At 73.2% G+C, this 17,599-nt stretch carries 18 protein-coding genes; 15 read left to right on the plus strand and 3 right to left on the minus strand.

The window, feature by feature from the left end:
* Nucleotide 1 precedes the first annotated feature (1 nt).
* The 8 genes from sufC to ACH4DX_RS05565 all read left to right on the plus strand — a co-directional run bounded on the left by sufC (nucleotide 2) and on the right by ACH4DX_RS05565 (nucleotide 5,305).
* On the plus strand, nucleotides 2-766 hold the full coding sequence (sufC, locus tag ACH4DX_RS05530) for a Fe-S cluster assembly ATPase SufC (RefSeq protein WP_398122710.1): 765 nt from the start codon (nucleotides 2-4) through the stop codon (nucleotides 764-766).
* Nucleotides 763-2,031, plus strand: coding sequence for a cysteine desulfurase (locus tag ACH4DX_RS05535; RefSeq protein ID WP_398122709.1), 1,269 nt, complete (start codon nucleotides 763-765; stop codon nucleotides 2,029-2,031). The genes sufC and ACH4DX_RS05535 overlap by 4 nt, the downstream gene beginning before the upstream one ends.
* Nucleotides 2,032-2,044: 13 nt before the next feature.
* Nucleotides 2,045-2,524: a Fe-S cluster assembly sulfur transfer protein SufU gene (gene sufU / locus ACH4DX_RS05540; RefSeq protein WP_398122708.1), complete on the plus strand. Its 480-nt coding sequence runs from the start codon at nucleotides 2,045-2,047 to the stop codon at nucleotides 2,522-2,524.
* The gene (locus ACH4DX_RS05545) at nucleotides 2,521-2,859 is read left to right on the plus strand and encodes a metal-sulfur cluster assembly factor (protein WP_030564757.1); all 339 of its coding nucleotides are present in this window, start codon (nucleotides 2,521-2,523) and stop codon (nucleotides 2,857-2,859) included. The genes sufU and ACH4DX_RS05545 overlap by 4 nt, the downstream gene beginning before the upstream one ends.
* A 118-nt stretch (nucleotides 2,860-2,977) precedes the next feature.
* Nucleotides 2,978-3,298: a DMT family transporter gene (locus ACH4DX_RS05550; RefSeq protein ID WP_398122707.1), complete on the plus strand. Its 321-nt coding sequence runs from the start codon at nucleotides 2,978-2,980 to the stop codon at nucleotides 3,296-3,298.
* Entirely contained in the window at nucleotides 3,298-3,870 is a 573-nt protein-coding gene (locus tag ACH4DX_RS05555; protein WP_398154068.1) for a TetR/AcrR family transcriptional regulator, read from the plus strand. Before ACH4DX_RS05550 ends, ACH4DX_RS05555 begins: the two co-directional genes overlap by 1 nt.
* A gap of 130 nt (nucleotides 3,871-4,000) precedes the next feature.
* The gene (gene dapD, locus ACH4DX_RS05560) at nucleotides 4,001-4,990 is read left to right on the plus strand and encodes a 2,3,4,5-tetrahydropyridine-2,6-dicarboxylate N-succinyltransferase (RefSeq protein WP_398154069.1); all 990 of its coding nucleotides are present in this window, start codon (nucleotides 4,001-4,003) and stop codon (nucleotides 4,988-4,990) included.
* Between the two features lie 114 nt (nucleotides 4,991-5,104).
* Complete coding sequence (locus ACH4DX_RS05565; RefSeq protein ID WP_398122704.1) at nucleotides 5,105-5,305, plus strand: hypothetical protein; 201 nt, start codon at nucleotides 5,105-5,107, stop codon at nucleotides 5,303-5,305.
* 202 nt (nucleotides 5,306-5,507) lie between these two features.
* On the opposite strand, the gene dapA is transcribed toward ACH4DX_RS05565, so the two are convergent.
* Nucleotides 5,508-6,518, minus strand: coding sequence for a 4-hydroxy-tetrahydrodipicolinate synthase (gene dapA / locus ACH4DX_RS05570; RefSeq protein ID WP_398122703.1), 1,011 nt, complete (start codon nucleotides 6,516-6,518; stop codon nucleotides 5,508-5,510).
* Nucleotides 6,519-6,774: 256 nt separating this feature from the next.
* On the opposite strand from dapA, the gene ACH4DX_RS05575 reads away from it, so the two are divergent.
* From ACH4DX_RS05575 to ACH4DX_RS05595, 5 genes are all read left to right on the plus strand, one after another.
* On the plus strand, nucleotides 6,775-6,942 hold the full coding sequence (locus tag ACH4DX_RS05575; protein WP_398154070.1) for a hypothetical protein: 168 nt from the start codon (nucleotides 6,775-6,777) through the stop codon (nucleotides 6,940-6,942).
* Complete coding sequence (locus ACH4DX_RS05580) at nucleotides 6,939-7,685, plus strand: hypothetical protein (RefSeq protein WP_398154071.1); 747 nt, start codon at nucleotides 6,939-6,941, stop codon at nucleotides 7,683-7,685. Before ACH4DX_RS05575 ends, ACH4DX_RS05580 begins: the two co-directional genes overlap by 4 nt.
* A gap of 167 nt (nucleotides 7,686-7,852) precedes the next feature.
* Nucleotides 7,853-8,650 carry an SGNH/GDSL hydrolase family protein gene (locus ACH4DX_RS05585; RefSeq protein ID WP_398122700.1) on the plus strand — a complete coding sequence of 266 codons (798 nt, stop codon included), beginning with the start codon at nucleotides 7,853-7,855 and terminating at the stop codon, nucleotides 8,648-8,650.
* A gap of 190 nt (nucleotides 8,651-8,840) precedes the next feature.
* Nucleotides 8,841-9,542 (plus strand): antibiotic biosynthesis monooxygenase, encoded by a 702-nt coding sequence (locus ACH4DX_RS05590; protein WP_398154072.1) that lies wholly within the window; start codon nucleotides 8,841-8,843, stop codon nucleotides 9,540-9,542.
* Nucleotides 9,543-9,652: 110 nt separating this feature from the next.
* Nucleotides 9,653-10,567, plus strand: a complete 915-nt coding sequence (locus ACH4DX_RS05595) for an SRPBCC domain-containing protein (protein WP_398154073.1) — start codon at nucleotides 9,653-9,655, stop codon at nucleotides 10,565-10,567.
* Nucleotides 10,568-10,618: 51 nt separating this feature from the next.
* Here the strand turns inward: ACH4DX_RS05595 and ACH4DX_RS05600 are convergent, their stop codons facing one another.
* Nucleotides 10,619-12,469 (minus strand): endonuclease/exonuclease/phosphatase family protein, encoded by a 1,851-nt coding sequence (locus ACH4DX_RS05600; protein WP_398154074.1) that lies wholly within the window; start codon nucleotides 12,467-12,469, stop codon nucleotides 10,619-10,621.
* 301 nt (nucleotides 12,470-12,770) lie between these two features.
* Between ACH4DX_RS05600 and ACH4DX_RS05605 the strand changes: the two genes are divergently transcribed.
* Complete coding sequence (locus ACH4DX_RS05605) at nucleotides 12,771-14,279, plus strand: hypothetical protein (protein ID WP_398154075.1); 1,509 nt, start codon at nucleotides 12,771-12,773, stop codon at nucleotides 14,277-14,279.
* 734 nt (nucleotides 14,280-15,013) lie between these two features.
* On the opposite strand, the gene ACH4DX_RS05610 is transcribed toward ACH4DX_RS05605, so the two are convergent.
* A complete protein-coding gene (locus ACH4DX_RS05610; protein WP_398154076.1) occupies nucleotides 15,014-15,961 on the minus strand; it encodes an SDR family NAD(P)-dependent oxidoreductase in 948 nt (315 codons plus the stop codon).
* A gap of 153 nt (nucleotides 15,962-16,114) precedes the next feature.
* On the opposite strand from ACH4DX_RS05610, the gene ACH4DX_RS05615 reads away from it, so the two are divergent.
* Entirely contained in the window at nucleotides 16,115-17,590 is a 1,476-nt protein-coding gene (locus ACH4DX_RS05615) for an alkaline phosphatase PhoX (RefSeq protein WP_398122694.1), read from the plus strand.
* The last annotated feature ends 9 nt before the right edge of the window (nucleotides 17,591-17,599 follow it).

Consider the following 17,599-nt stretch of genomic DNA (forward strand, 5'->3'; position numbering starts at 1 on the left):
CATGGCAACGCTTGAAATCCGCGACCTGCACGTGACCGTCGAGGTCGAGAACGGCACCAAGGAAATTCTCAAGGGTGTCGACCTGACCGTGAAGCAGGGCGAGACCCACGCCATCATGGGCCCGAACGGCTCCGGCAAGTCGACCCTCGCCTACTCCATCGCGGGCCACCCCAAGTACACGATCACCCAGGGCACCGTCACCCTCGACGGCGAGGACGTCCTCGAGATGGAGGTCGACGAGCGCGCCCGCGCCGGCATGTTCCTCGCCATGCAGTACCCGGTCGAGGTCCCCGGCGTCTCCGTCTCCAACTTCCTGCGCACGTCGGCGACGGCGATCCGCGGCGAGGCCCCCAAGCTGCGCACCTGGGTGAAGGAGGTCAAGGAGTCGATGGCCGCGCTCCAGATGGACCCCTCCTTCGCCGAGCGCAACGTGAACGAGGGCTTCTCCGGCGGCGAGAAGAAGCGCCACGAGATCCTCCAGATGGAGCTCCTCAAGCCGAAGATCGCGATCCTCGACGAGACCGACTCCGGCCTGGACGTCGACGCCCTGCGCGTGGTCTCCGAGGGCGTCAACCGCATCCGCGAGACGGGTGAGGTCGGCACGCTCCTGATCACGCACTACACGCGCATCCTGCGCTACATCAAGCCCGACTTCGTGCACGTCTTCGCCAACGGCCGGATCGCCGAGTCCGGCGGCGCCGAGCTCGCCGACAAGCTGGAGAACGAGGGCTACGAGGCCTATGTGAAGGGTGGCGCATCCGAGTGACTGTGGCCCGACAGGGGCTGCCCGGCCTCCTCGACACCGAGGCGCTCCGCAAGGACTTCCCCATCCTGGAGCGCACGCTCCACGACGGCAAGAAGCTGGTGTACCTGGACAACGCGGCGACGTCGCAGACGCCGCGCCAGGTCATCGACGTGCTCACTGAGTACTACGAGCAGCACAACGCCAATGTCCACCGCGGTGTGCACGTCCTCGCCGAGGAGGCCACGGCGCTGTACGAGGGCGCCCGTGACAAGGTCGCGGAGTTCATCAACGCGCCGAGCCGCGACGAGGTGATCTTCACCAAGAACGCCTCCGAGTCGCTCAACCTCGTGGCCAACATGCTCGGCTGGGCCGACGAGCCCTACCGCGTCGACCACGAGACCGAGATCGTCATCACGGAGATGGAGCACCACTCCAACATCGTGCCGTGGCAGCTGCTCTCGCAGCGCACCGGTGCGAAGCTGAAGTGGTTCGGCCTCACCGACGACGGCCGGCTCGACCTGTCGAACATCGACGAGGTCATCACGGAGAAGACGAAGATCGTCTCCTTTGTGCTCGTCTCCAACATCCTGGGCACGCACAACCCGGTCGAGGCCATCGTGCGCCGCGCCCAGGAGGTCGGGGCCCTGGTCCTGATCGACGCCTCCCAGGCCGCGCCGCACATGCCGCTCGACGTACAGGCCCTCCAGGCCGACTTCGTGGCCTTCACGGGCCACAAGATGTGCGGCCCGACGGGCATCGGCGTGCTGTGGGGCCGCCAGGAGCTCCTGGAGGACCTGCCGCCGTTCCTCGGCGGCGGCGAGATGATCGAGACGGTGTCGATGCACTCGTCGACGTACGCCCCGGCGCCGCACAAGTTCGAGGCGGGCACCCCGCCGGTGGCGCAGGCCGTGGGCCTCGGCGCGGCGGTGGACTACCTGACCTCGATCGGCATGGACAGGATCGCGCAGCACGAGCAGGTGATCACCGAGTACGCGGTCAAGCGCCTCCTGGAGGTCCCCGACCTCCGGATCATCGGCCCGGCGACGGCCGAGGAGCGCGGCGCCGCGATCTCCTTCACGCTCGGCGACATCCACCCGCACGACGTGGGCCAGGTCCTCGACGAGCAGGGCATCGCGGTCCGGGTCGGCCACCACTGCGCCCGCCCCGTCTGCCTGCGGTACGGAATTCCCGCGACCACGCGAGCGTCGTTCTATCTGTACTCCACGCCCGGCGAGATCGACGCCCTCGCCGACGGCCTGGAGCACGTACGGAACTTCTTCGGCTGAGGGGCTGGCTGGTGTGAAGCTGGATTCGATGTACCAGGACGTGATCCTGGACCACTACAAGCACCCGCACGGGCGCGGTCTTCGCCCCGGCGACGCCGAGGTGCACCACGTCAATCCGACGTGCGGCGACGAGATCACGCTGCGGGTGAAGTACGACGGCGCCCGCATCGAGGACGTGAGCTACGAGGGCCAGGGCTGCTCCATCAGCCAGGCCAGCGCCTCCGTGCTCAACGACCTGCTCGTCGGCAAGGAGCTGGCCGAGGCGCAGCGGATCCAGGCCGTGTTCCTGGAGCTGATGCAGTCCAAGGGCAGGCTGGAGCCGGACGACGCGATGGAGGAGGTCCTGGAGGACGCGGTCGCGTTCGCCGGTGTCTCCAAGTACCCCGCGCGCGTCAAGTGTGCTCTGCTGAGCTGGATGGCGTGGAAGGACGCGACGGCGCAGGCACTGGGCGCCGACGTCGAGGCCGCCGAGGCCGAAAGGAAGACGGCATGAGCGAGAACGAGACCCTCACGACCAAGCCCGCCTCCGAGGAGGAGGTCCGGGAGGCGCTCTACGACGTCGTCGACCCCGAGCTGGGCATCGACGTCGTCAACCTGGGCCTGATCTACGGCGTCCACGTCGACGACGCCAACATCGCCACCATCGACATGACGCTGACGTCCGCGGCCTGCCCGCTGACCGACGTCATCGAGGACCAGGCGAAGTCCGCGACGGACGGCATCGTCAACGAACTGCGGATCAACTGGGTCTGGATGCCGCCGTGGGGCCCCGACAAGATCACCGACGACGGCCGCGAGCAGCTGCGGGCGCTGGGGTTCAACGTCTGACTCCGCCCGCGACAGGCGCAGCCGAGCACCTCGAAAGGGCCCGCACCGACCGGTGCGGGCCCTTTCGTATGCGCCTGCATATGTACTGGCGTACGCATCGTTGTGTACGCTTGTACGCATGGGATACGGACTGCTGGCCGCGGCCATCGCGGCGGAGGTGGCCGGAACGACGGCCATGAAGTACAGCGAGGGTTTCAGCAGGCTCTGGCCCTCGCTGCTGACCGTCGCGGGGTATCTGCTGGCCTTCACGCTGCTCGCGCAGACCCTGAAGACACTGTCGGTGGGGACCGCCTACGCGATCTGGGCCGGGGTGGGGACCGCCGCGGTCGCGGGCATCGGGATGCTGTTCCTCGGGGAGTCGGCGAACCCGGTCAAGGTCCTCGGGATCGTGCTCGTGATCGCGGGCGTCGTGGTCCTGAACCTGGGCGGTGCTCACTGATGGGCCGGCGCTACGACCCCGGGAGACGGCAGCGGATCATCGACGCGGCGATGCGGGTCGCGGCAGGGAAGGGCATCGCGGGCCTCAGCCACCGGTCCGTCGCCGCCGAGGCCGACGTCCCCCTCGGGTCGACCACGTACCACTTCAAGACCCTCGACGACCTCCTCGTGGCCGCGCTGCGGCAGTCCAACGAAGGGTTCGCGCGACTCGTGCGGGAGCGCGGCGTGCTCCGGGACCCCGACGCCGACCTGCCCGCCGAACTCGCGGCGCTGCTCGGCGAGTGGGCCGCAGGGGGGCGGGAGGGCGTCGAGCTGGAGTACGAGCTGTATCTGGCCGCCCTGCGCCGCCCCGCCCTGCGCCCGGTGGCCGCCGAGTGGTGCGAGGGGGTCGCCGAGGTCCTGCGGGAGCGGACGGACCCCGTCACCGCGCGGGGCATGGTCGCGATGATGGACGGGATCTGTCTCCAGGTGCTGCTCACGGGCGGGCAGTACGACGAGGCGTACACGCGGGAGATGCTCACGCGGGTCCTGACCCCGGCGCGGGCCGCCTCTCCTCGGCCGGAGGGCGGCTGACGGCTGGGCGGGGCGGGAGGCCCCCGGTGCGACCGGGAAGCGACCCGTGCGCAGGTCGGGACGGCCGGTGCCTGAGGCGTTCCCCCGCACCGGTTCGCCTCCGTGCCCCCGCCCCGGTTAGGTTTCCCCCATGACCGATACGACTGCTCCTCGCGTTACCGGCGCCGCTGCCGCCGGGCTCGCCACCGTCGCTGCCGACGGCACCGTTCTCGACACCTGGTTCCCCGCGCCCGAGCTCATCGCCGAGCCGGGCCCCGCGGGCAGCGAGCGGCTCTCCGCCGAGCGCGCCGTGGAACTGCTCGGTGAGGGTGCCGCGAAGGCGATCGGTGCCGACGCCCGCCGGGGCGTGGAGGTCGTCGCCGTCCGCACGGTCATCACGTCCCTGGACGACAAGCCGCTGGACGCGCACGACGTGTACCTGCGCCTGCACCTGCTCAGCCACCGCCTGGTCCAGCCGCACGGCCAGAACCTCGACGGCATGTTCGGGCTCCTCGCCAACGTGGCCTGGACCTCGCTCGGCCCGGTCGCCGTCGACGACCTGGAGAAGGTGCGCCTGAACGCCCGCGCCGAGAGCCTGCACCTGGCGGTGACCTCCGTCGACAAGTTCCCGCGCATGACGGACTACGTCGCCCCCAAGGGCGTGCGCATCGGCGACGCCGACCGCGTGCGGCTCGGCGCGCACCTCGCCGAGGGCACCACCGTGATGCACGAGGGCTTCGTGAACTTCAACGCCGGAACCCTCGGCACCTCCATGGTCGAGGGCCGCATCTCCGCCGGCGTCGTCGTCGGCGACGGCTCCGACATCGGCGGCGGCGCCTCCACCATGGGCACCCTCTCCGGCGGCGGCAACGTCCGCATCGTCATCGGCGAGCGCTGCCTCATCGGCGCCGAGGCCGGTGTCGGCATCGCGCTCGGCGACGAGTGCGTCGTCGAGGCGGGCCTGTACGTCACCGCGGGTACGCGCGTCACGATGCCCGACGGGGAGATCGTGAAGGCCCGCGACCTGTCCGGCGCCTCGAACATCCTCTTCCGCCGCAACTCGGTCACCGGCGCCGTCGAGGCCCGCCCGAACAACGCGGTCTGGGGCGGCCTCAACGACGTCCTGCACAGCCACAACTGACCCGCCCGGGTCGCCCCGCGCCCGCCCGGTCACGCCTCTGCATCGAGGGCGCCACTCCCGTACCGGAGGGGCGCCCTCCGTGCGTATGCTGCGCGCTACCGGAGGGAGATCGACATGTACAAGACGGGGTCACGTGCCCTGGTCGTCGGGTTACGGGCCCTGGCCGCCGGGGCCGCTGCCGTGGCCGTCCTGCTCGCGGGCAGCGGGCAGAGCCTCGGCAGGGACGCGGCGGAGCGCGACGGCACGGACCGGGGGGCCGCGGGCGGGCACACCGACGAGCGGAACCGCCACCTCACCGAGGACTCCGACGGCTGAGAGGCGTAGTCGGCGCACGTCCGCGCACGTCATCAGGGGCAGAGGCCGCAGGGCGAGACGGGCGGCCGGTTCGGCGGCCTCGCCCGGCAGGGCCCGCACCGGAGCCAGGACGGCAGGCTGCTCCACGTACAGCGGTACGAGGGCCCCGGCGGCCAGGGCTACCGCGACCGGCACACCACGGGCCGCGCGGGCGGCCCGAGGGCTACAAGGGCGTCCGGTCGCCGATGCTCACGACCCGCTGGACCGCCCCCGCGGGCAGCGCTCCGCCGAGCGCCTCGTAGGCGGCGAGCAGCCCGTCGACCGCCTCGCGGTCGGCGGGCAGCAGCGGCGCCCTGACCGGGCCCGCGGGCAGGCCGAGCGCGTCGAGGAGTGCCTTCGCCGTGACGGCGCCGGGCAGGCCCGACGCCATCATCAGCTCGATGAGTTCGGTGAGCTGCCGCTGCCCGCGCGCGGCCCCCGCCGTGTCGCCCGCGTCGAACGCGTCCACGATCGCCCGCAGGCTGCGCGGCGCCACGTTCGCCACCGTGCTGATGTAACCGGCGCCGCCGAGCGCGTACAGCGGAAGCACGAACTCGTCGCAGCCGGTGTAGTACGCGAGGTCGCAGTTGGCCATCACCTTCGCGGAGCCGAGCAGGTCGTACGCGCAGTCCTTGACCGCCACGATCCGCGGGTGGTCCGCGAGCCGCAGCATCGTGTCCGGCTCGATGCGGGTGCCGGTGCGGCCCGGGATGTCGTACAGGACCACGGGCAGGCCCGACACGTCGGCGACCGCGCGGAAGTGCGCCTCGACCGCTTCCTGCGGCGGCCTGCTGTAGTACGGCGTGACCACGAGCAGGCCGTCCGCGCCCGCCTTCTCGGCCCGCAGGGCGAGTTCGGCGGTGTGCGCCGTGTCGCTGCTGCCGACGCCCGCGACGACCGAGGCCCGGCCGTCGACCGCCTCCCTGACGGCCTCCACGAGCGCGGCCTTCTCCGCGTCCGACGTCGTCGGTGACTCACCGGTGGTGCCGGAGAGGACCAGGCCCTCGCAGCCCTGGGTGACGAGGCGGTCGGCGAGCAGCTGGGCGCCGTCGAGGTCGAGGGCGCCGGACGCGGTGAAGGGCGTGACCATCGCGCACAGGGCGCGGCCGAGCGGGGCGGCGGGTACGTCACGCGCTGTGGGGGCCGTGGAAGGCACTGTGGGAAACACCGTGGGGGGCAGGTGAGCAGCGGTCATGGGGGAAGTCTCGGCCCGCCGGGAGTTGAGCTCCACTTAATTCTGCTACGAGATGCCGGGCAGCGGTGCTACGAGGTGCCGGGCGGCAGCCACGCGGCGCGGGTCGTCGGCGCGGCGGGGGAGGTGGCGGCGAATCCTCGGCGAATCCATGGCGAACCCTTGAGGGACCGTACCCACGCGCACGGAAATGCGTCACCATGGCGGGAGCCGGACGCGCAGACGCCGGGACGTCCACAGGTCGTTCACAGGAGGCACCATGAGGCTGGGCAAGGCAGTCGCCACCGGAATCGCCGAGGAGAGGCCGCTCGAGCGGCAGGCCGAGCGGCCCGAGTTCCCGCCGGGGGCCGCGGAGTCCGTGTCCGAAACCGCCCCGGCGGCCGTGGAGTCGGCCCCCGTCCAGGTCGAGGTGCCGGTCGGCCGATGAGGTTACGGCTTCCCGAGGAACGCCTCGCGGAGCCGCCCACCGGATACAAGATCGCCCACCCGGTCCTCTCCCAGGACGGCACCCGGGCCGGGTTCACCGGCGTCTCGCTGGGCGGCTCCCTGCCCTACGGCGCGTTCGACGAGGCCCACTGCGCCTACGGCCGGCGGCACCGCGCACCGCACCGGCGCTGCGACTGCGGCTTCCACTGCGTGCACGAGCGCTCGGCGGCGGAAGGGCTCCTGTGCACCGCCGAGCACCGTGGGGCCGCCCTGCTCGAAGTGGCCGTGCTCGGCGCCTACATCCGCTTCGAGAAGGGCTTTCGCTACGCGCGCCAGCGGGTGCGGGTCGTCACCGTGCAGCCGTGTGGCTGTGGCGCGGCGGCCACCGGCCTCGCGGACGCGGGCTGGGGCAGACCCGGTTGGCGCGCGCTCGCAGCGGTGTGCGGCGCGTGCGGGCGCGGCGGTGGTGGCACGGCGGTGAGCCTGCCGCGGTTCGCGGCGGTGGCGGGAGAGGGGCTGCGGGTGCTTCCGGCGCCCGCGACGGCTCCCGGCGGGGCCGGTGCCGTGCCGGGTCCGGCGCCGGGTTCCTCGCCCGGCCCCTTCGGTGCGGCCACCGCCGATGTCGGGCTGCCCGAGCTGGCCGCCGAGGCGGCCCTGCTACAGGCCCGCCTCGACTGGTTCCAGGTCGAGTTGGGGCGCATCGGCGGGCAGGGACAGGGCGGGAACGGGCGGGAACGGGCGTAGCGAGCGGGCGCGCGCCGGCCGTGGCCGTCGTGCGCTCCCTCACGAGCCGGGCGGATCGGCGTGCGTGGTGGGGCGCGGGGGCACGGGTGGGGCGGGCCTGGCCGGAGTGGGGCGCGCGTCGGCCAGGCGTCGTTGACGGGCCCCTGCGGGCGCAGGACCCTCGGGCCATGACCCCGCATCCGTACGAGCGTTACGTCGCCGTCGGAGACAGCCAGACGGAAGGCCTCGGCGACGGCGACGAACGGCGCGGGTACCGCGGTTGGGCCGACCGGCTCGCCGAGATACTCGCCGTCGGACATCCGGACTTCGCGTACGCCAACCTGGCCGTGCGCGGGCGCCTCGCGGAGCAGGTCAGGGACGAGCAACTGGCCCCTGCCCTCGCCCTCAAGCCGGACCTCGTGACGGTGGTCGCGGGCGCGGGCGACCTGGTCAGGCCCGGTTACGACGCGGCCCGCACCGCACGCGCCGTGGAGGAGATGTTCGCCGAACTCGCCGGGACCGGCGCCCGCGTGGTCACCGTGACCTTCCCCGACATCGCCCGCATCGCGCCCCTGGCCCGCCGGGCGCAGCCCCGCGTCGTCGACCTCAACGCCCGCGTCCGCGCCGCCGCCGACCGGCACGGCGTCCTGGTCCTCGACCTGTTCCCGCAGCGCATCACCGCCGACCCGCGGCTGTGGAGTCGTGACCGCACGCACGCGAGCCCCGTCGGCCACGCCCGCATAGCCGCCGGTGTCGCCGACGTGCTCGGCCTCGCCGGATTCGCGGACTGGGCCCGGCCGCTGCCACCGCTTGCCCCGGTCTCCGCGCTGGGCGGCGCGGCGCAGGAGGTGCGCTGGCTGGCCGGTGCGGTGGGGCCGTGGGTGCGGCGCCGGGTCGTCCGGGTGCGGCCGGGGCCGGGCGGAGCGCACCGGGCGAAGCGCCCCGGCCTCGTCGCGGTGACGCTGCCGGAGCCGGAACGGGCCTGACGTGAGCGGGTCCGGGGGCGGCGGGTCCGACACGGGAGGGCCCGACGGGAGCAGGTCCGACGTGGACGGGCCCGCCGTGAGCGGGTCCGATGTCGGGGCCCGACTTGGACGGGCTTGACCTGAACCAAGGTTCACATTGGAGCGTAGGGCGAGTTCGGCAGGCAACACCCCTACGCCAGTGGAGAGTCCCATGACGCAGCGCGCCACCACGCACCCCGACCCGACCCGCCCCGACGCGGGCCTCGCCTTCTTCAGCACCTGGCACGTCGGCACCCCGGAGCGGCAGCGGGCGACGGTCGACGCGATCGCCAAGGCCTGGGAGAGCCGTCCCTGGCCGCACGAGGGCCTGCTGTCCTACCACGTGTACGAGGGCGAGGACGGCGCCACCCTGATGCACCATTCGCAGTGGCACGACGAGAAGGCCTACCAGGACTTCTTCGCCCGTGGCAGGGACGAGCGGAACGCCGAGATCGACGCCGCCGTGCCCGGCGTCGAGCGGCTCGGGCTGACCAGGACCCGCTTGCACACCAGTGTGCGCCCCGGCCCCGCCGCAGCCGTTCCCGAGGCGTTCGTGACCGTCGACGTGTCCTTCGAAGGACCGGACGCCGACCGGCAGCGGGCCTGGGTGCGCACGGTCACCGACGCCATCGCCGCGGGCCCCGCCGTTCCCGGCCTCCTCGCGGCGCACTTCCATCTGAGCACCGACGGCACGCACATCGTCAACTACGCGGAGTGGGAGACCGCGGCACACCACGCGCGGGCGATCGAGAGCCCGGGCGAGGGCATCGGCACGCTCTCCGAGGAGTGGCGGCGGGTACGGGACTTCCCGGGCACGCTGGAGCCGGGCCGGGTGCGGCGCTACCGGCGGGCGTACGGAGTCGTACCCGGGTAGTCGTGCCGCAGGGCTTTACCGGGGCCGCCGCAGGTGGAGTCATAAGGACGTGAGCGTGTGATCGAGGATCGGGCGGCCCCGGCCGTCCCGCTCGGCCCCGAGGAGTCGTCATGACGATGGACAGCGGCACCGGCAGCGACAGCGACAGTGGCAGCAGCGGCAGGGAGTTCGAGATAGTCCGGGAGTTCGAGGTCGACTCGCCGCCCCGGGACGTGTGGGAGGCGTTCACCACCGGCACCGGCGGCTGGCTGTGGCCCATGGTGTACGAGCCGCGGGTGGGCGGCGACGCGGCGCGCGACGCCGTGGTCACCGTCTGGGATCCGCCGCGCCGCCTCGCGATCCGCTCGGACCGCCTCGGGGCGCTCCCGCCGGAGCGGAACGCCGCCCACCTGGAGCACCGGATCGAGCCGCGCGACGGCGGCCGCCGCTCCTGGGTGCGCCATGCGCACGGCGGCACCTTCGCCCCCGGACCCCCGGACGCGCCGGAGGCCCCCGGCCCCCGGGGCGTCCGGGGCGCCAGGGGCCTCCAGGGCGCCGCCGCCCGGCGCCAGGTCACCCGGGCCTCCAGGGCCGCGCAGGCGGCGCAGACCGCCAGGGCCGCCCAGGACTGGGACGACCAGTACGAAGCCGCGAGCAAGCACACCGACTTCTATCTGCACAGCCTGCGGCAGTACCTGACGTACTTCGCGGGCCGCCCCGTCACCTTCACCGCCCTCGACGCCCCGGCGGCCGCCGTGGACGCGGCCGCCTTCGTCAGGCTCGCGCAGGAACTCGGCCTGCCCGACGACGCGTCGGAGGGCGCCCGCGTCCGCCTGGGCGCGGCGGCCACCGAACTGGACGCCGTGATCGACTTCCGTACGACGTACTTCATCGGCCTGCGCACCGAGGACGCGCTCTACCGCTTCTTCGGCCGCAACCACTTCGGCAGGCCCGTCGCGCTGAGCATCCACGACTTCGCGCCGGGCGCCGACGCCAAGGGCACCGAGGCCGCCTGGCACGACTGGCTGACGCGCCTCTACGCCTGAGCGCCGCGCCCCGGGGGCTGCGACCGCCCGCGACCCCTACGCCCGCAACCGCTACGGCCGGAACCGCACCACCTGGGGGTCGTGGTCGCTGTTCTGCTCCGCGAACTCCGCGTTCACATGCACGCTGTCGTAGTGGTACCGGCCGACGCCGGGGCTCACCAGGATCTGGTCGAGGACCTGGGAGTTGCCCTGGAAGACGTACGAGTAGCGCTCGGAGCGCGGCAGCGACTTGACGCCGGCGCGCAGCGTGCCGCCCGCCTCCAGGGCCTTGGTCGTCGCGGAGAACTCGAAGTCGTTGATGTCACCGACCACGAGCACGTCCGCGTCCTTCTGCACCCCCCGGATCTCCCGCACGAAGGAGTTCACGGCTTCGGCCTGCTGCACCCGCCGGGCCTCCGAGGAGCGCACCGGGGGCTGGTGGTGCGAGGTCAGCGACTCGTCGCCGCCCTTGGAGGCGAAGTGGTTCGCGACCACGAAGACGGTCCGGCCACGGAAGCTGAACTCGCCCGCGAGCGGCTTGCGGCTGTTGGCCCACGCCGCGTCGGCGGGGGCGATCCGGCCGGGCGAGTGCGTGAGCGCGGCCCGCTTGCCGTTCCGCACGACGCCCGTCGCGGTGGTCGCGTCACCGGCGCCGCGGTCGGTGAAGGACACCCGCTCGGCGTTGAAGAGGAACACCTGCCGGATGTTGCCGCCCGGCTCGCCGCCGTCCTTGTTGTTCTCCGGGTCGACGGTCCGCCAGGAGTAGCGCGGGCCGCCCGCCGCGACGATCGCGTCCGTGAACTTCCGCAGGGTCTGCCCCGCGGTGACCGTGCCGTCGTTCTTCGGGCCGTTGTCGTCCTGGATCTCCTCCAGGGCGACGATGTCCGGCGCGGCCAGGTTGGTGACCACCGCGGACGCGAGCGCGTCGAACTTCGCCTGCGGGTCGCCCGGGTCGAGGTTCTCGACGTTGTACGTGGCCACGGCCAGCTCGCCCGCGCGCTGCGGCCGGGTCCGCTCCCGCTCCAGGCCCTTGCCCTTCACCGCACCGAGCTCCCGGGCGACCAGCGTGTACCCGCCGTACTGGTTGAAGTCCAGGGGCCCCTCCGCGCCGCCGGTCAGGACGTCACCCACGTCCGCCTTCGGGAACGGCCGCTCCGAGAGCGGGGCCAGCTGCTGCACCTGGAGGCGGCCGGTGTTCTGCGCCGCGTACGAGCCGTACAGCGCGCCGCCGCGCCGGGTCGGGCGCTCCTGCGGCTTCACGGTCACCCACAGCTCGGCGTGCGGGTCGGTGGCGCCGACGACGCGCGAGGAGCCGATCCGTACGTTCATGCCCTCCAGCGACTCGTAGAGGTCCAGGGCGTACGAACGCGGCTTGAGGGGCAGCGCGTTGACGCTGTTGTCCGCGGCCGGGTCGCCCGCGGGGGCGTAGGCGCCGGGCACGGACCTGGCGCTGACGGTCACGGGCGCGGGCAGGGCGTTGCCGGAGGACTCCACGGTCACCGTCGGCTTGGTGATCTGGGTCAGGGACTGGTTGCCGGATGAGGCGCCGCCGGGCACGTACTCGGTGACCGTGCCGGAGACCCGGACGGCGTCGCCGGTGCGCACGGTCGGCGTGGCGCCGGTGTAGACGAAGACGGCCTCACTGGTCGCGCGGTCGCCGTCCCCGCGCACGTCCTGGATCCAGAAGCCCTTCGAGCCGTAGGCGCGCACGCCCGTGACGATGCCGGGCACGCCGTCGACCTGCTGTCCCGCGAGCGGCGAGAGTCGCGTGCCGCCCTGGATGTCGTGCACCCGGACCTGATCGGGGGAGGCGGGCGAGGCGGGGGAAGCCGTGGAGGCTCCGGCCGTGGCGGCGAGCAGTCCGGCGGCGAGGGCGGTCGCGGCGACGGCGCCGACAGCGGCGGATCTCGGTATGTGAGGCATCGGGGACTCCGAGGTGAGGAGGGGTGGGGCGCGGCTTGGGGAGTGGCGCTCTACGCGCGTCAATCTCTTGTGCGGACGGTGGAGTTGTCAAGGCTCTTCGGGTGTGCGGCGGCTGTACGCCGGGCGACGGGCGGATGGCTCGGGCGCCGGGCCGGGCGCGCCGGGTGCGGTGGGGCGGGGCCGCCCGGCGGCGGGGCGGGAACCCGACCGGTTCCGGTACGCCGGACGGGCGGGCGGCAAACGGTCAAATCCGTCTAGGCTTCACGCAGCAGACCCGTACGCCCGTCAGGAGAACCAGCCGATGTCCCAAAGCCCCGCCACCCTGCCGCCGGTGCTGCTGCACTCCGAAGCGGAGCTCGCGCGGGACGCCCTCGCCGCACCCCTGCTCGCCCGCGCCGTGCGGCTCGCCCGCTGGGCGGGACCCGGGACCCGGGTGGGCGCGGGCGGCGAGCTCGTCGACGAGCAGCTGCCGGCCGCCGCGGCCGAGCTCGGGCTCACCGGCGCCGGTTCCGGTTCCGATGGTGGTTCCGATGCCGGTTCCGTGGACGACGGTGACGCGGCGGCGTACGCGAGTGAGGCGTGGCGGGTCGCCGTCGACACCGGCCTGGTGGAGGTGCGGGACCCCGACGAGGCCGACGCCGAGGGGGAGGAGGCCGATGGCACCGTCACCGCGGGTGAGGAGCTCGGGCTGCTCACCTCCGGCGGGCCCCAGGACGTCCTCGGCATCTGGCTCGCCGCCCTGGAGACCGTGTTCGCCGACGCGACGGTCCCCGACCTGGAGGACCTCGTCGACGCCATCGAGGGCGGCGGCGAGATCGACTTCGAGGAGCTCGGCTGGGACCCGCAGGGCGAGGCGGACTTCCTGGAGGGCGTCCTCGGCAACCTGTACCTGCTGACCGTCGGTGACAACGCCCCCGACGGCGGCGCGGTGCCGCTGCCCGCGCTCGCCGCCTCCATGATCATTCCGGATGACATGGGCGAGCCCACGGACGACATCCTGGAACAGGTCTCGGACGCGATGATGCGCCTCGACGACCAGTTCCGGATGCTGGAGCCGATCGGACTCGTCGAGTACCAGCCCGTGGACGAGGCCCTGATGGCCGACATCGACAGCGAGGAGCCGCTGCCGCCCGCCGAGGAGGACGAGGACGTCACGCGGTACGGGATGGTCAGGCTGACGCCCCTCGGCCTGTTCGGGATCCGGGCGCGGATGCTGGAGGCGGGCATCGACGCGCCCGCCGTCGGTGACCTCGCCGACAAGGGCGCCGACACGCTGCTCGACGCCACGGCCGTCTTCCCGCAGGCCGCCGCGCAGGCCGAGATCGAGCTGTGGCTCGGTCGACGGGCCCCGCTCGATGCCGCGCGGGAGCTGCTCGCCGCGGCGCGCGGTGGCGACGAGGGGGCGCCGTTGCGGCGGCTGCGGTGCCAGCAGGCGCTCTCCCTCGTCGGGGGCACGGCCGAGCCCGCGCTGCGCGAGGTGCTCGACGACGCGGAGCTCGGGGGGCTCGCCCGGGTGTGGCTCGCGGAGCACGGGGCCGCGGAGGTGCCCGCGCCGTCGGAGGGGATGGTGTTCTGGCTCACCGTCGACACGATTGCCGCGCAGCTTGCCGCGGAGGGGAACTCCGAGGAGTTGCAGGGGCTCGTGGAGGGGCTTGCCGCTCAGCACAGTGGGTTCTTCGCTGCCGCCTGGCGGGTGGAGCATCCCGCTACCGCGGATGTGCTCGAGGCGATGGGGCGGTTGCATCCCGACAAGAAGGTGGCGAAGGAGGCTCGCAAGGCTGCCTTCAAGGCCCGCTCGCAGCAGGCCTGAGTTCCTCCCTTGGCCGGGGCTCGGCCGGTGTTCCGCGCGGGCAGCACGCCCCCGGCACACCGGCCCCGTCCTCCGCTCGCCACCGCGAAGGCCTTGTCCCCCACCCACCCGCCCTTCCACCGGCCTGCGGCCTTGTCCTCACCACCGGACGGGCTCTTCCCCACCCGCCCGCCCTTTGATCGGCCTGCGGCCTCGTCCTCAATCGCCGGACGGGCTTTTTCTTGCCCGGCGGTTGTCTGACTGGCCTGCGCTCCCGGTCTCTACGGCTGGACGGGCTCTTCCCCACCCGCCCGCCGTTTCTTCGGCCTGCGGCCTGGTCCTTGACCGCGGGACGGGCTTTTTCTTGCCCGGCGGTTGTCTGGCTGGCCTGCGTTCCCGGTCTCTACGGCTGGACGGGCTCTTCCCCATCCGCCCGCCCTTTGATCGGCCTGCGGCCTCGTCCTCAATCGCCGGACGGGCTCCATCTCACCCGGCCGTTGTCTGACCGGCCTAGGCTCCTGCTCTCTACCGCTGGACGGGCTCTTCCCTACGCGCCCGCCCGCCGTTTCATCGGCCTGCGTCCCCGCTCTCCATTGCCGGACGGGCTCTGTCTCACCGGGGCGCCGTCCCACCGGCCTGCGCCCCCGCCCTCCCGCCGCAGCTGATTGGAGCCCGTCCGGCGATTGAGGACGAGCGCGTAGCGCGATGGGTGGGCGGGTGGGTGGGGGAGTCCCTGATGGGGGGGACCCGGGGGGTCAGGTGCGTAGGTGTGACGCCCCGTTGAGGTCGAGGACCGCGCCGGAGGCCCACTCCGCGGCCGGCGACGCCAACCACAGCACCGCGGCAGCGATCTCCTCGGCGGTGCCCGCCCGCCCGAACGGACTCTGCGCGCGGATCGCCGCACCCTCCGCACCGACGAGCCGGTGCGCGACCCGCTCGGTGCCGAAGAATCCGGGCGCCACCGACGCCACGGCGATCCCGTGCGGCGCCAGCGCCACGGCGAGCGACTGCCCGAGCGCGTGCACGGCCGCCTTCGTCGCACCGTACGCAGGATAGTCGGGCTCGCCCCGGAAGGCGCCGCGCGAACCGATGTTGACGATCCGGCCGCCGCCGCCCTGGCCCATCATGCGGTGGGCCGCCAGATGGCTGAGGTTCGCGGTCGCGACCAGATTCACCGCGACGTGCTGCTGCCACAGCGCCGACCAGTCCTCGTACGAGGTGCTCGCGGGCGGGTGCGGCAGATTGACGGCGGCGTTGTTGACCAGGACGTCGATGCCACCGAGCGCCCGCGCCGCGCGCTCCGCCACGTCCCGGGCGCCCGCCGGGTCCGCCAGATCCCCGCCCACCAGGGCGTGCCCGGAACCGGCGAGCGAGTCGAGGGTGGCCCGCGCGTCGTCCGCGCGCGAACCGAAGTGCACCGCGACCCGGTCGCCGTTGTCCGCGAAGGCCCGGGCCAGGGCACGGCCGAGCCCACGCGACGCCCCGCTGATCAGCACCCGGCGACCAGTGGCGGGGAAGCCCTCCGGCGCGACCGGGGCAGGGGCAGGGGCCGTACCCGTGGCCGTGTCCGCACCGGCAGCGGCGTCCGCTTCCGGACCGGCGCCCGCGTCCACCCCCGGATGCACCTCCACCCCCGCACCCGCACGCGTGCCCGCACCGGCACCCGCACGCGAGCCCGCCCCAACATCCATGGTCGTCGTCATACGCGTCCTCATATGAGAGCCTCCTGGCGGAATCTGTGCGTCCGGAAGTCGACCGCCGAAGTCGGCCTTCGTTCAACTGCCGTTTATACGTGAGCGGGACCGTGACGCGACAGCAGGCCCAGGCCCGGTCGTACGCGCCCCTCAGGAGAAATCATGTCGTCGCTCAGCCGCAAGGACTTCAGCAGACGGTCGGCGGTCACCGGGGCGGGCGTCGCCCTGGTCGGGAGTGTCGGCGCGCTCGCCACCGCGCCGGGAGCGCTCGCCGCCGAGGACCCCGAGGTCGTCGGGCCCGAAGGCCACGACGCGGCCGACGGCCGGGGTCACGGCCACGGCCACGGTTCGCCCGGCTACGGCCCGCTGCTCCCCGACCCGGAAGGCCTCCTCGCGCTGCCCGCCGGATTCTCGTACCGCGTCATCACGCACAGCGGCAGGACCAGGCTGGAGACCGGCGAGTTCACGCCGTCCCACCACGACGGCACCGCCGCCTTCGAGGGCCGCCGCGGCGTCACCCTGCTCGTCAACAACCACGAGATCGGCGGCCCCCGCACCCGCGCCAAGCACCCGGTGCCGCTCACCGAAGGGCTCGTGTACGACCCGGCGGCGGCGGGCGGCTGCACGGTCGTCGAGGTGCGCCGGGGCGGCGAGGTCGCCGAGTGGGTCGGCGTCGCGGGCACCGCCACCAACTGCGCGGGCGGCGCCACCCCGTGGGGCACCTGGCTCACCTGCGAGGAGACCGAGGACCGCGCGGGGCAGAACGGCATGACCAAGGACCACGGCTACGTCTTCGAGGTCGACCCCTACGACCGGCGCGCCAACCGCGACCCCGAGCCGGTCAAGGCCCTCGGCCGCTACGCCCACGAAGCCGTCGTCGTCGACCCCAAGCGCGGCCACCTCTACCTCACCGAGGACGCCTCGAACCCCAACGGCCTGCTCTACCGCTGGACACCGCCGCACGGCTTCCGGCACGGCCGCGGCAGGTTGCGCACGCTCGCCGACGACGCCGGTGTCCTGAAGGCGCTCAAGTGCTACGACTCCGGCGGCCGCTTCGTCGACGACCTCGCGCGCGCCACGAGGATCGGCACCGTGTACGGCGTGGACTGGGAGGAGGTCGAGGACCGCGACGCGCGCACCGTGCCGGTCCGCAAGCAGTTCGGCCCCGGGGACGTCACCCGCGCCCGCAAGCTCGAAGGCATGTGGTGGGGCGACGGCGGCGCCTACATCGTGTCCTCGTACGCCCGTGCCGAGAGCCCCGAGCAGCACGACGGGCAGGTGTGGTTCTACCACCCCGGCCGCCGCACCCTGACCCTGAAGGTGCTCCTCGGTGTCAATCCGGACCCGGACAGGGACGGCGCGTTCGACGGCCCCGACAACATCACCGTCTCGCCCTACGGCGGCCTCGTCGTCGCCGAGGACGGCGACGGCGTCCAGCACCTGTTCGGCGCGACCGAGCGCGGACGCACGTACCCGATCGCGCGCAACGAACTGAACGCGGGCACCCCGGAGAAGCCGTCCTACAGCGAGTTCACGGGCGTCACCTTCTCGCCCGACGGCCGGACGCTGTACGCCAACATCCAGACGCCCGGCATCATGCTGGCGATCACGGGACCGTGGCGGCGCCAGCGCCCCTGAGCGCCCCGC

Origin of the sequence: Streptomyces sp. NPDC017940 (assembly GCF_044328435.1) — a bacterium.
Taxonomy (GTDB): Bacteria; Actinomycetota; Actinomycetes; order Streptomycetales; family Streptomycetaceae; genus Streptomyces.

Bases quoted from the DNA above. Each gene is read 5' to 3' on its own strand.
- ACH4DX_RS05565 (WP_398122704.1), top strand. From the start codon at position 5,105: ATGTACAAGACGGGGTCACGTGCCCTGGTCGTCGGGTTACGGGCCCTG.
- sufC (WP_398122710.1), top strand. From the start codon at position 2: ATGGCAACGCTTGAAATCCGCGACCTGCACGTGACCGTCGAGGTCGAG.
- ACH4DX_RS05610 (WP_398154076.1), bottom strand. From the start codon at position 15,961: ATGACGACGACCATGGATGTTGGGGCGGGCTCGCGTGCGGGTGCCGGT.
- ACH4DX_RS05550 (WP_398122707.1), top strand. From the start codon at position 2,978: ATGGGATACGGACTGCTGGCCGCGGCCATCGCGGCGGAGGTGGCCGGA.
- dapA (WP_398122703.1), bottom strand. From the start codon at position 6,518: ATGACCGCTGCTCACCTGCCCCCCACGGTGTTTCCCACAGTGCCTTCC.
- ACH4DX_RS05585 (WP_398122700.1), top strand. From the start codon at position 7,853: ATGACCCCGCATCCGTACGAGCGTTACGTCGCCGTCGGAGACAGCCAG.
- ACH4DX_RS05555 (WP_398154068.1), top strand. From the start codon at position 3,298: ATGGGCCGGCGCTACGACCCCGGGAGACGGCAGCGGATCATCGACGCG.
- ACH4DX_RS05580 (WP_398154071.1), top strand. From the start codon at position 6,939: ATGAGGTTACGGCTTCCCGAGGAACGCCTCGCGGAGCCGCCCACCGGA.
- ACH4DX_RS05595 (WP_398154073.1), top strand. From the start codon at position 9,653: ATGACGATGGACAGCGGCACCGGCAGCGACAGCGACAGTGGCAGCAGC.
- ACH4DX_RS05590 (WP_398154072.1), top strand. From the start codon at position 8,841: ATGACGCAGCGCGCCACCACGCACCCCGACCCGACCCGCCCCGACGCG.
- ACH4DX_RS05605 (WP_398154075.1), top strand. From the start codon at position 12,771: ATGTCCCAAAGCCCCGCCACCCTGCCGCCGGTGCTGCTGCACTCCGAA.
- dapD (WP_398154069.1), top strand. From the start codon at position 4,001: ATGACCGATACGACTGCTCCTCGCGTTACCGGCGCCGCTGCCGCCGGG.
- ACH4DX_RS05575 (WP_398154070.1), top strand. From the start codon at position 6,775: ATGAGGCTGGGCAAGGCAGTCGCCACCGGAATCGCCGAGGAGAGGCCG.
- ACH4DX_RS05545 (WP_030564757.1), top strand. From the start codon at position 2,521: ATGAGCGAGAACGAGACCCTCACGACCAAGCCCGCCTCCGAGGAGGAG.
- ACH4DX_RS05600 (WP_398154074.1), bottom strand. From the start codon at position 12,469: ATGCCTCACATACCGAGATCCGCCGCTGTCGGCGCCGTCGCCGCGACC.
- ACH4DX_RS05615 (WP_398122694.1), top strand. From the start codon at position 16,115: ATGTCGTCGCTCAGCCGCAAGGACTTCAGCAGACGGTCGGCGGTCACC.